The organism is Puia sp. P3 (genome assembly GCF_050632245.1).
Lineage (GTDB): Bacteria > Bacteroidota > Bacteroidia > Chitinophagales > Chitinophagaceae > Puia.
This window is the reverse complement of the sequence record NZ_CP192583.1, coordinates 3,693,417-3,706,592: the sequence shown is the minus strand read 5'-3', so window position 1 is coordinate 3,706,592 and position 13,176 is coordinate 3,693,417. Positions and strand designations below refer to the sequence as shown.

Annotated in this window: 19 protein-coding genes and 2 pseudogenes; all 21 read left to right on the top strand. The window is 41.6% G+C overall.

All coding sequences use genetic code 11. The annotated features are described in order from the left end of the window. Positions 1–314: 314 nt before the first annotated feature. The 21 genes and pseudogenes from ACQ86N_RS22675 (at position 315) to ACQ86N_RS22575 (ending at position 13,080) form a co-directional block, all read left to right on the top strand. A complete protein-coding gene (locus ACQ86N_RS22675) occupies positions 315–635 on the top strand; it encodes a DUF6660 family protein (protein ID WP_431217099.1) in 321 nt (106 codons plus the stop codon). A 71-nt stretch (positions 636–706) separates the two neighbouring features. Beyond that, positions 707–883 carry a hypothetical protein gene (locus ACQ86N_RS22670; RefSeq protein ID WP_431217098.1) on the top strand — a complete coding sequence of 59 codons (177 nt, stop codon included), beginning with the start codon at positions 707–709 and terminating at the stop codon, positions 881–883. Between the two features lie 8 nt (positions 884–891). Then, a pseudogene (locus ACQ86N_RS22665) lies at positions 892–1,629 on the top strand (efflux RND transporter permease subunit). Continuing rightward, complete coding sequence (locus ACQ86N_RS22660; RefSeq protein ID WP_431217097.1) at positions 1,622–2,200, top strand: efflux RND transporter permease subunit; 579 nt, start codon at positions 1,622–1,624, stop codon at positions 2,198–2,200. The pseudogene ACQ86N_RS22665 and the gene ACQ86N_RS22660 overlap by 8 nt, the downstream one beginning before the upstream one ends. Next, entirely contained in the window at positions 2,193–2,771 is a 579-nt protein-coding gene (locus ACQ86N_RS22655) for an efflux RND transporter permease subunit (protein WP_431217096.1), read from the top strand. The genes ACQ86N_RS22660 and ACQ86N_RS22655 overlap by 8 nt, the downstream gene beginning before the upstream one ends. Next, entirely contained in the window at positions 2,731–3,438 is a 708-nt protein-coding gene (locus ACQ86N_RS22650) for an efflux RND transporter permease subunit (protein ID WP_431217095.1), read from the top strand. Before ACQ86N_RS22655 ends, ACQ86N_RS22650 begins: the two co-directional genes overlap by 41 nt. After that, positions 3,416–3,924: pseudogene (locus ACQ86N_RS22645) on the top strand (efflux RND transporter permease subunit); the annotation flags it as partial. The gene ACQ86N_RS22650 and the pseudogene ACQ86N_RS22645, both read left to right, overlap by 23 nt. 36 nt (positions 3,925–3,960) lie before the next feature. Next, on the top strand, positions 3,961–4,623 hold the full coding sequence (locus ACQ86N_RS22640) for a TolC family protein (protein ID WP_431217553.1): 663 nt from the start codon (positions 3,961–3,963) through the stop codon (positions 4,621–4,623). Positions 4,624–4,666: 43 nt separating this feature from the next. Further along, the gene (locus tag ACQ86N_RS22635; RefSeq protein WP_431217094.1) at positions 4,667–5,230 is read left to right on the top strand and encodes a TolC family protein; all 564 of its coding nucleotides are present in this window, start codon (positions 4,667–4,669) and stop codon (positions 5,228–5,230) included. Between the two features lie 13 nt (positions 5,231–5,243). Further along, on the top strand, positions 5,244–6,431 hold the full coding sequence (locus tag ACQ86N_RS22630) for an efflux RND transporter periplasmic adaptor subunit (RefSeq protein ID WP_431217093.1): 1,188 nt from the start codon (positions 5,244–5,246) through the stop codon (positions 6,429–6,431). A gap of 68 nt (positions 6,432–6,499) precedes the next feature. Then, positions 6,500–7,192 carry a ZIP family metal transporter gene (locus tag ACQ86N_RS22625; RefSeq protein WP_431217092.1) on the top strand — a complete coding sequence of 231 codons (693 nt, stop codon included), beginning with the start codon at positions 6,500–6,502 and terminating at the stop codon, positions 7,190–7,192. A 10-nt stretch (positions 7,193–7,202) separates the two neighbouring features. Next, entirely contained in the window at positions 7,203–7,442 is a 240-nt protein-coding gene (locus tag ACQ86N_RS22620; RefSeq protein WP_431217091.1) for a hypothetical protein, read from the top strand. Between the two features lie 58 nt (positions 7,443–7,500). Beyond that, positions 7,501–7,746, top strand: coding sequence for a hypothetical protein (locus ACQ86N_RS22615; protein WP_431217090.1), 246 nt, complete (start codon positions 7,501–7,503; stop codon positions 7,744–7,746). Between the two features lie 301 nt (positions 7,747–8,047). Continuing rightward, positions 8,048–8,461, top strand: a complete 414-nt coding sequence (locus ACQ86N_RS22610; protein ID WP_431217089.1) for a hypothetical protein — start codon at positions 8,048–8,050, stop codon at positions 8,459–8,461. 215 nt (positions 8,462–8,676) lie between these two features. Then, a complete protein-coding gene (locus ACQ86N_RS22605; RefSeq protein WP_431217088.1) occupies positions 8,677–9,162 on the top strand; it encodes a hypothetical protein in 486 nt (161 codons plus the stop codon). Then, positions 9,128–10,699 (top strand): heavy metal translocating P-type ATPase, encoded by a 1,572-nt coding sequence (locus ACQ86N_RS22600; RefSeq protein WP_431217552.1) that lies wholly within the window; start codon positions 9,128–9,130, stop codon positions 10,697–10,699. The genes ACQ86N_RS22605 and ACQ86N_RS22600 overlap by 35 nt, the downstream gene beginning before the upstream one ends. A 101-nt stretch (positions 10,700–10,800) precedes the next feature. Further along, on the top strand, positions 10,801–11,178 hold the full coding sequence (locus ACQ86N_RS22595) for an ArsR/SmtB family transcription factor (protein WP_431217087.1): 378 nt from the start codon (positions 10,801–10,803) through the stop codon (positions 11,176–11,178). Between the two features lie 132 nt (positions 11,179–11,310). After that, on the top strand, positions 11,311–11,997 hold the full coding sequence (merTP, locus tag ACQ86N_RS22590) for a mercuric transport protein MerTP (protein ID WP_431217551.1): 687 nt from the start codon (positions 11,311–11,313) through the stop codon (positions 11,995–11,997). Then, a complete protein-coding gene (locus ACQ86N_RS22585; protein ID WP_431217086.1) occupies positions 11,978–12,280 on the top strand; it encodes a hypothetical protein in 303 nt (100 codons plus the stop codon). The genes merTP and ACQ86N_RS22585 overlap by 20 nt, the downstream gene beginning before the upstream one ends. A gap of 174 nt (positions 12,281–12,454) precedes the next feature. Then, positions 12,455–12,670, top strand: a complete 216-nt coding sequence (locus ACQ86N_RS22580) for a GDCCVxC domain-containing (seleno)protein (RefSeq protein WP_431217550.1) — start codon at positions 12,455–12,457, stop codon at positions 12,668–12,670. Further along, complete coding sequence (locus ACQ86N_RS22575; protein WP_431217085.1) at positions 12,667–13,080, top strand: bleomycin resistance protein; 414 nt, start codon at positions 12,667–12,669, stop codon at positions 13,078–13,080. Before ACQ86N_RS22580 ends, ACQ86N_RS22575 begins: the two co-directional genes overlap by 4 nt. The last annotated feature ends 96 nt before the right edge of the window (positions 13,081–13,176 follow it).

Genomic DNA, 13,176 nt, shown 5'->3' with positions numbered 1-13,176 from the left:
TTATTCCATTCGGAATAAATTGGTAATCGAAGTATTGACCCTTATTCAGGTGGCCTGGGCATCTTTTCCCTGTCGGTGCTGTCAATTGATGCCGTACCGGATAATACTAATAACCAGCTACAGGTGATCACGCCGGGCACCCAACCTTGACGCACAGGAGGTAGAACGGTATGTGACAGCGCCCATCGACCTAGCGCTGGCGATATTTACTTGAAAGACCAGATGACGAACAAAACTACAAAGAATGCAACACCGTTGATATTTTTATTGACTTTAGTCTTGGTTATGTGCAATAACAAGCCTTATTTTGCATAATGAGGGCTTTTTCTCTAATAATGGCAGTTATCATTCTCATACAAAGCTGGATGCCTTGTAAAGATGATGTTTTTGCCATGAAGGGAGATAAAACGAAAACAGAGATTTCAAAGACCTCACGACATAATAGCCAGGACCATTCAGATACCTGCTCACCTTTTTGTCAGTGCGCTTGTTGTGCCGGGTTCTCTTTTAATCATATGTTCGGTTCTGTTTCCACTCTGGAAATAAAGGGAGACAGGCATTTTACTTCATACTCACCGGGAAATATTATTGAGATCTCTCTTCCTATCTGGCAACCGCCGCAATTGCTTTCTTAGTAGCATTTATTCCTTTGTACGCTTTATAAGCGCACCTTTCCCCTTTTTATTATAGCAATAAATTCGAGGTTATGGCTTCATCAAAGTCATCAACCCGTAAAAAGCCGGTTTACAGTAAAATAAAAGCCCCTGTAAAGCCAAGGTGGATGCGGATTGTCAAAAACATTTCATTAATCCTGCTGAGCATAGTAATGCTGATGGCCATTGCTGGAATTGTCATTACCTACTACAGGCTTGTTTCAAAATAGATTTAATCATGCTCAATAGAATCATAGCGTTCAGTATTCACAATAAACTTATCATTGGTTTTTTTACGTTGGCTCTCATCGGATGGGGTATTTGGAGTGCTAATCGTTTGCCCATTGATGCGGTACCCGATATTACTAACAACCAGGTCCAGGCACTCACGATTACCCCTACGCTTGCCTCACAGGAGGTAGAGCAGTTTGTGACCTATCCCATAGAGCAAAGTCTCGCTAACTTGCCAAACTTGCAGGAAATGCGCTCCATTTCCCGCTTTGGACTCTCCGTAATTACGGTAGTCTTTCACGATGATGTAAACATATATTTTGCACGCCAATTAATTTCTGAAAAATTAAAGGAGGCCGTTGATAGAATTCTCCAAAGGTGTGGGTACTCCGGAATTGGCCCCGGTTAGTACCGGACTAGGGAGGTTTACCAATATGTCATTCACCCTAAAAAGGGAGCTGAGAACAAGTATTCAGCTATGGATCTGCGAACCATGCAGGATTGGATTGTGGCAAGACAGTTATATGGAACCCCGGGAGTTGCAGAGGTAAGCAGTTTTGGAGGAATGCTCAAACAATACGAGGTCGCTGTTGATCCCGCAAGGCTTAAGGCTATGAACGTCACGATTCCTGAGATTTTCTCCGCATTGGAAAAAAATAATCAGAATACGGGCGGAGGCTATATCGATAAGAAACCGAATGCTTATTTTATAAGGGGGATTGGCTCTGGTAACTTCCTTGGATGAGATCAGCAAAATCTCAATAAAAAACAGCGTGAATGGAATTCCTGTTCTTATAAGGGATGTGGCCGAAATAAAGTTCGGAAACGCTGTTCGCTATGGCGCTTTGACCTATAATGGTCAGAAAGAGGCCGTCAGGGGCATTGTGATGATGCTTAAAGGTGCTAATAGCGCAGCTGTGGTCGAAAGGGTAAAGGCAAAAATGGAAACAATAAAGGCTGCATTGCCACCAGACATTGAGATTGAAGCGTTTATCGACCGAACAGGGCTTGTTAAAAGGGCCATAGGAACCGTGGAAAGCAACCTCGTGGAGGGTGCTCTGATCGTGATCTTTGTATTGATCGTCTTTCTGGGGAATTTTCGTGCTGGGTTGATCGTTGCTTCAGCAATACCCCTATCTCTTCTATTCGCATTGGGCTTAATGAATTTATTTGGAGTAAGTGCCAATCTTATGAGTTTGGGTGCCATTGATTTTGGACTGATCGTGGATGGCGCGGTCATCATTGTTGAAGCGACCTTACACCTATTGGCAGCTGGCAAAATACCAGGAGAAATTATCCAGTCAACAGATGGATGATGCGGTAGAAGGGAGCGCTAAAAAAATGATGAGTTCTGCTGCATTTGGCCAGGTTATCATTCTTATCGTATATCTGCCTATTCTTTCACTGGAAGGTATAGAAGGGAAAATGTTTGGTCCGATGGCCAAAACGGTCGCATTTGCTATTTTGGGTGCATTACTCTTATCGCTCACCTACATCCCAATGATGAGTGCGTTATTCCTCTCCAAAAAGGCAGTCCATAAAAAGAATTTTGCCGACAAAATGATGGAGTTTTTCCAGAAGAGATACGAACCCCTCCTTAAAGGCGCCATAAGAATACGATTTATTGTAGTTGGTGTAGCGGTAGTGTTATTAATAATTACAGGATATGTTTTTTCGAAAATGGGTGGAGAGTTCATCCCTCAGTTGGAAGAAGGAGATTATGCATTTGAATTTAAAATGCCGCCGGGTACATCGCTGTCACAAAGCATAGAAACAAGTATGCAGGCATCAAGAATAATCAAAGAATTTCCCGAGGTAAAAGCAGTGGTGGGTAAAACAGGAACAGGTGAAATACCTTCTGATCCGATGCCTCCGGAAGCCACTTGACCTTATGATAGTTTTAAAAGATAAAAAAGAATGGACTAGTACTAAGGATTATAAAGAACTTTCCGAATTGATGGCACAGAAACTTTCGGTTATCCCGGGCGTTTTTGTTGAACAAAGCCAGCCTATTCAAATGCGGTTTAATGAACTAATGACAGGTGTAAAGCAGGATGTAGCAGTTAAAATATTTGGCGAAAATATCGACACATTGGCACACCTTGCCGAGAAGGTGGCCAATGTAATACGAAAAGTAGAAGGGGCAGGATCGCCCCAGGTGGAACGCACAACGGGGCTGCCGCAAATTACCATAGTCTACGATAGAGCTAAATTAGCCAATTACGGATTAAACATAGAAGATGTAAATCGTACGATAAGCACCGCTTTCGCCGGAGAAACTGCTGGAGTGGTATATGAAAATGAAAGGCGGTTTGACTTAGTGGTACGGCTCGACAGTGCCAGAAGAAGCTCCATAGACGATGTAGGGAATTTGTTTATTGCTGCGGCCAATGGCACCCAGATCCCTCTATCGCAGGTGGCTACTGTCTCTCTTAAGGACGGCCCTGCACAAATAACAAGGGAAAGCGGGAAAAGAAGAATAGTGATAGGCTTTAATATTGAAGGGAAGGATGTACAAACAGTCGTAAAAGATATTCAGACCAGGGCTGGGTAAAGAAAACTTTTTACCCCAAGGGTATTACTACACCTATGGTGGAACATTCGAGAACCTCGAAAAAGCATCAGCCAGGTTAAAGGTAGTTGTACCTCTTGCCTTGTTGCTGATCTTCTTTATGTTGTATATCACTTTTAGCTCGTTTAAAGATGCCGCCCTTATTTTTACAGCCATCCCGATGAGTGCTATAGGAGGCGTGTTTGCGTTGCTAATACGCGGCATGCCATTTAGCATTTCTGCAGGCGTTGGATTTATCGCTTTGTTTGGGGTTGCTGTCTTAAATGGGATCGTATTAATAAGCACTTTTAATGCCCTTAAGAATGAGGGCATTAACGATGTGATCAGAAGAGTTATGGAAGGGACCAATATCAGGTTGCGGCCCGTGCTCATGACGGCTACGGTTGCTGCATTGGGTTTCCTCCAATGGCGTTTTCGACGGGTGCGGGTGGAGAGGTGCAAAAGCCATTGGCAACGGTAGTTATAGGGGGATTAATAACGGCTACCTTTCTAACGCTTGTAGTAGTGCCTTGCCTGTATATTGTCTTTTCAGGAGGAAAGAAGATATTTAGTAATAGGGCCGCAAAAGCCGCTGCATTGGTTATAATCATATTTGGCTCTACTTATTCATCGTATGCGCAAACAGTACCTGTAAGTACCAGGATTTCTTTCAATGATCTGTTCGATATGAGCCTTCAAAGGAATTTACAGCTTAAGGCAAGTGATCTCCTGATTGATCGGAGCCGGGCTTTAAGTAAAACAGGCTATGCCATCCCCAATACGGGTGTTTTTGTCGAAAACGAGGACTTAACGTCAGATGATAAAAAGGGAATATTGAAAATTGGTTTATCTCAGACGCTGGATTGGCCAGGGCTGTATAGGGCAAGGAGAAACCTTTTCCTTGAACAAGCCAAATCCGTCGAGATTTCCAGGGCGATCAAAGCAAAAGAAATAAAACGGGACGTACAAAGTATTTACTATACTTTATGGTATTTCGAAAGCAAGCAACAGTTATGGAAACGGTTGGATAGCCTATATTCATCACTTAGTAAGGCGGCCGTTTTGCGCGTCCGTACAGGAGAAAGTGCGGGCCTGGATAGTATTGCCGCACTGGCTAAATCCAGGGAAACGTATGTGCAATTAAAAATATTGGCCAGGGGATATACAGTCGCAGCAGGAATACCTTAAAAAATACCTCAATACCGATACGGCATTTCTGGCAAATAATAGTTTGCTCACGAAAGTGCCAGATAGTTTTATAGATTCAACATTTCAGGATCATCCCCTTTTACAATTACAACAGCAGAATACGGCTATCGCCGGGGCGGAGTTGAATGTAACAAAACAAGGCCGTAAGCCGAATTTTGAGGGACGATTTTTTTCACAACGACTTTATGGAGTTTCTCCGTATTATTCGGGATTTTCTGTCTCAGTCGGGATTCCAATCTTTGGCAGAGGTAGCTATCGGAACTCCTACAGGGCAGGTCAAATAGAACAGCAGTATCAACAGAAAGTATTTGAGTATCAGAAGTTGTCTCTTAGCGCCGACTACAAGCAGGCATACCAACAATTGCAAAAAAATAATGACTTGTTGGAGTATTATCAAAGCACGGGCCTTCTACAGGCAGAAACCATCATCAAGGCGGCTAATCTTTCGTACAGGGCTGGTGAAATAAGTTTTGCGGAGTTGTCTCAATTCCTGACACAGGCCATAGATATCCAGCGGAATTATTTGGATGTACTCAATGAGTATAATCAGTCGGCAATACAACTCAACTATTATTTAAACAGGTAAATAACCAACAGGAATGAAAACATTATTAATGATACTTACAGTGATTGTTCTTTTTGCAGCTTGTAAAAATGACAAAACTGAAAAGAAAGAAGAAGGATCAAAAAAGGAAGAGACCAAGACCGACAAACCTGAAAGTGATATCGTAGAAATTAATGCGGCACAAATGAAAGCTGTAGGCATTGAAACAGATACGCTGAAATTAAAGGACCTTACGGCAACGGTAAAAGCAAACGGCATACTTACTGTACCTAATCAAAATAAAGCGTTGGTAACATCAGTTACCAATGGCGTAATAAAGACATTACTGGTACAGCCCGGCAAAGTTGTTAATAAAGGGCAGGTTATCGCCACTATTATCAACCCCGATGTGGCACAAATCCAAAGAGAGCTGCAAACCACGATCGCTCAGATCAATCTTGCCGAGATCGAACAAACCCGCCAGAAGGAGTTAACAGAAGGTAATGCCGCTCCTTTGAAGAACCTTCAACGGGTAAATACTGAATTACAAACATTGAGAGCCACCCGAAATGCACTGCAACAACAGTTAACTACAATGGGTATTTCTCTGCAAAACGTGAATAACGGCTTGGTAACTACTACGTTGAACGTTCTTGCTCCAATTAGTGGAACGATCAGCGATGTTATGGCACAGATCGGTTCAAATGTCGATGCATCAACCCCTATAGCCCGTATAGTGAATAATTCACAGTTGCACCTGGACGTCTTTGTATATGAAAAGGATCTGCCAAAGATTAGAAATAAGCAAATAATTCATTTTACGCTTACGAATATGCAGGATAAAGAGTATGACGCGGAAGTCTATTCGATCGGTGCTGCATTTGCAAATGACACTAAGACGATTCCCGTGCATGCCGTAGTAAAGGGAGGGAAAAATGGTTTGATTGACGGTATGAATATTACAGCTATTATCAGTACAAGCACTGTAGCTGTCCCTGCAATTCCGACCGATGCAATTGTGACCAATGCCGGTCAGGATTATATTTTTATCGAAGCAGAACCAATTCCCGATACGGTAAAGTCGGGGAAAAAAGATAAAATAGAACACTTCAAAAGAATTCCAGTTTCCAGGGGGAGTTTCAGATGTCGGATTTACACAAGTGATACTGGTAAAAAGTATGAGTCCTGGGACAAAAATTGTCACCAAGGGTGCTTTCTTTGTTTCAGCAAAAATGTCGAATAAAGGCGAGGAAGAATAACTGTTCAAAACAAAATTATGAATTCATTATTTGAGAAAATAATACTTTTTCATTGATTCCTGTTTTTACGATGTTGGCAGGTAGTGTCATTGCTATTTTAAAAACGCCGAATGGAAATATTAGAAGCCTCATCCTGCATTTTGCCGCTGGAGTTGTTTTTTCTGTTGTTGCCGTCGAGATACTTCCTGATGTAATTAAAGAACATAAGCCTTTACAGGTGCTCATTGGGTTTTGTCTGGGATTTATTTTGATGATAGGAATAAGAAGATTTTCGGAGTCTAAAAAAACTGCAACTTCCGGTCAATATAATTTACCGATTGGTCTTTTAGTAGCGATTGGCATAGATATTTGTATTGACGGTGTTTTGCTGGGCATAGGCTTTGCAGCGGGAAATAAAGAAGGTGTGTTATTGGCCATTGCCCTTTCCATAGAATTGCTTTCATTGGGTATGGCAACGGCCACAGAGTTAAGAAATCAGAATACTTCAAAAAGGCGCACGATGATATTAGTTGGCGGCCTAGCGTTAGTCTTTTTTATAAGCGCTGTAGTTGGCGCGACTTTATTGCACAAAACTTCAGATAGTTCAATGGAAGTAATTTTATCATTCGGCCTATCTGCGCTACTTTTTTTGGTGACGGAAGAATTGCTAACGGAGGCGCACGAAGAGAAAGAAACTGTGTGGCATACCAGCGTATTTTTTGGAGGCTTTTTGCTCTTTCTAATTTTGGGAATGATTAATTTTTAAAATGATGTATATGGACGGATTGAAGTTTCAAAAATGGCGAGAAGAGTTTACGACAATGGCGAAAAAAGTGCAAGGTGAAAATAAGGCGGTTTTTTTGGATAGAAATATTGATGAATTTTATGAGCTTACGGTTGATGAGGCGGGCGAGACACTTTGTTTGGAGTTTAATAAAAGGGAAACACTGCCGGAAGAAATTCAGGATAACTTGAAGAATATTTTAATAACGACAAGACCGGAAGATTCAGTATAAGTCTATTTCATTTATTTATAAATCTGTAATTTAATTAGCCACTCTAAATTAAACGCGTATGGGATTCCATCAATATCATGAACCGCCCGAGGAACTTTCCGATGAAGCCAGGACATTTGCCCGTATGATCACTGCCCTGACAGAGGAAGCTGAAGCAATTGGATGGTATGAGCAACGCATATCTGTTGAAAAGGATGCAGATGCTAAGTCAATTATGGAAGACGCGCAGCAGGAGGAGTTTAAGCATTTTGGAATGGATCTTGAATTTTTACTTCGAAAAAACCTAAGTGGCGTATTATCTTAAAATCGATTCTATTTACGAAAGGAGATATTGTAAAATTGGCTAAAAAGGGTGAAGAGAACGCTGAGTAGTGCCTTCTAAATATTAACAAAAATAAAAGTTTAAATAATGTATTTTTATATTCATCAAATTAAACAAAATGAAAATGAACAATACCTATTGCTGGAAATGCCTCATCATTCTCGCATCACTTATGGGAATGGTTCAGGTATTTACCTCATAAACAGGTTTAAATACCCTTTCAAAAAAGTTGCAGATAGTAGTTCTGCAACTTTTTTTATTAATTAATCACAGACACAAGTCAATGTACAGCATTATAACAGGTACGATAATATTAAGTATTATACATGCCCTTATACCTAATCATTGGTTACCTCTTGTTGCCATTGCCAGGACAGAGAGATGGTCAAAGTCTGAGCTTTTCTTAATATCCTCCGTTACCGCGACAGCGCATGTAATGGGAACGGTAATACTGGGGACAATACTAGGTATTATAGGCAGCACTTTGGCGCATAAATATGAGGATTATATTCATATCATTGCTCCTGTATTGATGATTGCATTTGGGTTAGTATACTTTTCCATACACAGGTCTTATCACGCTGATCCGGTTGATGACAACGTGAAGGTTTATAGAAAATCAAGAAAAAAGGTGATACTATTTTTTGTCCTTATGATGTTTTTATCTCCCTGCCCGGAAGTTCAGAGCCTTTTTTAGCTATTGGTGCTTTTGGTACAGAGGCTATTCTGCTGCTTGGATTGATCTATGCCATTATCAGTGTGACTGGTATCATGTCATTTGTGATGTTGGCTTTTCGAGGATCTAGTCTCATTAATTCAGCTTTTATGGAGCATCACGAAAAGAGAATCACGGGCATAGTATTAATTGTCGTTGGAATTGTGACATTTTTTATCCATTAAATTTCATTTATTATGAATAACGGCGAAGAGAAAATAAACAAGATTTCGCATAATAATTCTCTTGACGATCTTGAAAAAGATTCTAAGGATAAGTTGGATAACGACGACGACGGGCATGACCACCATCTTGAAGAGGAGGGTGGAGAGGAAGATCATGATCATAATACCGATGAAAATAAGCCTGGATGGAAAACCCATTTGGATTTATTATTTGCCTTTGTGATTTTGGCAGCCATGTTAACTTTGCGATATGGTTTTAAGATCGTTCCTGTGAAATGGGCGGATTTTGCCATACATTTTGTGGCATTTATATTGGCAGGCTGGAGAGTAATACGACTTGCATTTAGAAAAGCCAAAAGAGCTGATTTTTTCAACGAGTTCGTTCTAATGACAGTGGCTACGTTGGGTGCATTCTATATAGGTTCATATAGCGAAGGTGTAGCGGTTATGGTATTTTTATTGTATTGGGGAGTGGTTCCAAGATGCAGCTATAGATAAAACGAAGAAAAGTATCAAAGCTCTGCTGGACGTACGACCCGACCAGGTTACCCTATTGAAAGACAATAAAACGCGGGTTGTGCAGCCGGGTGAGGTTAAAATCGGCGATACTATACAGGTTAAAGCAGGGGAAAAGGTGGCATTGGACAGCGAACTGATCTCTGAAAAAGGCTCCTTTAATACTGCCGCTCTCACTGGGGAAAGCAAGCCTGATAGCAAATATAAGGGTGATCCTGTCCTGGCGGGTATGATCAATCTTAATACTGTGGTGGAACTTAAGGTTAGTGCTTTATTTAAGGACAGTAAACTTAGTAAGATCCTGGACATGGTGCAGGATGCTACCGCGCGGAAGTCACAGACGCAACTGTTTATTTCACGGTTTGCCAGGGTCTACACACCCATTGTCTTTTTTCTGGCCCTGGCCGTCTGCCTGCTGCCGTACTTTTTTGTGGAGTATTATGTTTTTGCCACCTGGTTTTACAGGGCCCTGGTGTTCCTGGTGATCGACTGCCCTTGTGCGCTGGTGGTATCCATTCCTTTGGGATATTTCGGGGGTATCGGGCTGGCATCCAGAAATGGCATCTTGTTCAAGGGCGGCAATTTTATGGATGTGATGACCAAGATAGATACCGTGGTGATGGATAAGACCGGTACGCTGACCAAGGGGGTTTTTAAGGTACAGGAGGTAGTGGCGGAAGGCATGGAGAAACAGGCGCTGGTCCGGCTGGCCGCTGGTATAGAGAAGAATTCCACCCATCCCGTGGCAAAGGCTGTCGTTGCCTATGCAGGAGATAAATCAGCAGAAGTAAAAGCGGAAAAGGTAGAAGAGGTGTCAGGACATGGGATGAAAGGGATCATCGAAGGAAAGGAAGTGCTGGCGGGCAATGTCCGGCTTTTGCAGAAATACGGAATAGCTTTTCCGGAAAAGGTTGGACAGATAGTCGATACTGTGGTAGTCATAGCGGTAAACGGTCAGTATGCGGGTTATATTACGATTGCGGACGAGGTGAAGGAGGACGCTATGAGCGCGATACAGGCGATGCACGGGTTAGGTTTGAGGACAGTAATGCTTTCCGGCGATAAACAGGCTGTGGTGGATGAGATAGCAAAAAAGCTGGGATTGGATGAAGCCTATGGTGACCTGCTGCCGGACGGAAAGGTAGAGAAGGTACAGGCATTGAAGGACGCCGGCAGACGGATCGCATTTGCCGGCGACGGGGTGAATGATGCACCCGTAGTAGCTCTGGCGGATGCCGGAATTGCGATGGGAGGGTTGGGCAGCGATGCCACCATCGAGACGGCCGACATTGTCATCCAGAACGATCAGCCGTCCAGGATCGTATCGGCCATCAAAGCTGGAAAGATCACCCGTGGTATTGTCTGGCAGAATATCAGTATGGCTATGGTCGTTAAGGTCTTTGTCCTGATTCTTGGAGCCGGGGGGATAGCAACGCTTTGGGAGGCGGTCATTGCGGACGTGGGGGTTGCTTTGCTGGCGATTTTGAATGCGGTGAGGATTCAAAGGATGAAATTATAAGACGAGCCCTATATTGTGGATAGTCAATGGAAGTTGAAGTATTTAGCAGATATTTGTATTTAAGTATTTGCTTAAATAATAATTTTACCTACCTTTACTATATGGAGAATAATACTTGTATTAGGTTATTTGCAGACCAGGAACAAATAAAGAATTGCAAGAACAATCTGAAAGCGGCGCAAAAGTCATTCAGCCAGCTATCCGGTATTTTAGCTTTAGCGGGTAATGAAGTAAGGCTGAAGATTATTTACTTGCTGGAAGAAGAAAAGGAACTATGTCCCTGCGACCTTGCTGATATTTTGGGCATGAGCATCCCGGCCGTATCACAACATTTAAGGAAATTAAAGGACGGGAATATTGTAAAGACAAGGAAAGAAGGGCAAACAATTTATTATTCACTTACACAGGAAAACTTGAAGATCTTAAAGCCTTTCTTCAAACATATTGATCAAAATACTCAAAAACTGGAAACAATATGATAAGCATTAAATCTCCCGGTACGTTTACAGGTGCAGGGGTCTTATCCGCTATAGCAGCTTCCCTTTGTTGTATAACACCGGTTATTGCATTGCTTGCTGGTAGTAGCAGCATAGCCGCATCCCTTTCCTCGGATAGAGCCTGCAAGACCTTATTTAATAGGGGTATCAATCTTTGTATTGGCAGTTGCGTGGTATCTTAAACTAAAACCAGTTAAAACAAATGAAATGGACTGTAATTGCGATACAATAAAGAAGGCTTCATTCTTTCAGTCAAAAGCGTTTCTAGGTATAGTGACAGTATTTGCCATTCTAATGATGACTTTTCCACTGTATGCAAAAACATTCTATCCGAAGCCTAAAGTACAGGCAACAACGGCTCCAATGATTGACAACAGGCAACAGGTAAAGTTTATAATACAAGGCATGAGTTGTGCAGGTTGTGAATTAGAAGTAAATAATGAATTATCCAAAGTAAATGGGGTATTTGCTTATAAAACTTCCTATACAAGTAAAAGTAGTCTGGTCACTTTTGATTTATCAAAAGTTGACGTAAAAACGATTGAAGCAGCTATTAGTAAAACCGGTTATACAGTAAAAAGTTATGATTTTATGAACGCGTCCAATACAGCAGTTTCATTTTATGAAGCTCCTTTAGTTTGCCATGCTGCGCCATCTATAGGCTGCGGCAGTAAAGCAAAATTTATGTTAATTGATTTGGAAAAGCATAGTAATGCAGTAGAAGGGGCATGGCTAAATAAAAAGGGAACAATCGTAGCCATAAGATGGAATGCCAATGCGGATGAACAAAAGAAAAACTGAAATTATTGACGCCGTTAGCAAAAATCACAATATTAAGCTAGCTGGATTGACCTTAACAGAAGCAGCCGAATACGCTAAATCCTTTCCCAATACCGATGAATGGTTTAAAGGCAAAGAAGTTGATCTACTCAGTAAAGAAGAAGCCGGTATCATTGCACATAATACCATCATAGAATACAAGAAAAAGGTCTTATTAAACCATCGTATGAAAAACAGTTTCAAGGAGATATTGAAAAGATATACGAAAATTTGTTCCTTTCAATCTCCTCTTACAATGACTTAAATACTGAAACATATTACAAGGTGGAAGGCCAAATCCAGGCAAGTGGCGAAAAGTACGTAGGTAAAGGGAAAATGCCCCGCGTAGAGCTTTGTATAGCATCTGAAGAAAAATGTGATAAAGATAAATCCTGTTCAAAAGAAGACGGCAAGTCATGCTGCGATAAAAACTAATAAAATGGAAAAATCAATAACGCTACTGTCGACAATCACTTGCCCCAATTGTGGGTTCCAGAAGGAGGAAACAATGCCTGTAGACGCTTGCCAATACTTCTATAAGTGTACAAATTGCGACTTAATATTAAAGCCAAAGCAGGGTGATTGTTGCGTATTTTGCAGCTACGGCACCGTGTCCTGCCCGCCAATTCAAACGAATCAATCTTGTTGCGCATGAAAATGAAGAAAACAATTCCCGCTCTGCCTGTCCAGGATATAAAACAATCAATCGACTTTTATACAACTAAACTAGGCTTTACAGTTCGTCATTATGACGAAGGATTTTGCATAGTAGTTCGTGATGAAGTGGAAATACACCTATGGAAGTCCGGAGATGAAAGCTGGAAAGCAAAAGGAGCATCTCTGGCATCAAATCCTATTTGTAGTGGTGCAGAAAGTTTCCTGGCAGGCACAGCAAGTTGCCGTATCGAAGTACAGGGAGTAGATGAATTGTTTGAGGAATATAAAAAGCAAGGCGCTATCTATAAACCCGATACGGTAGTCGAAAATCAACCCTGGGGCGATAGGGAATTTCCCGCACTAGACCATCACCGGAATTTACTTACATTTTTTGAAGTGATTGTATAAAGTAGATCATAGAATTTTTACCAAACGGATCGTCCAGGAAATTCGCATAGCCTAGAAAGTTATCTTTTCGATAGGAAGAACTCACCCGTTCGCTTC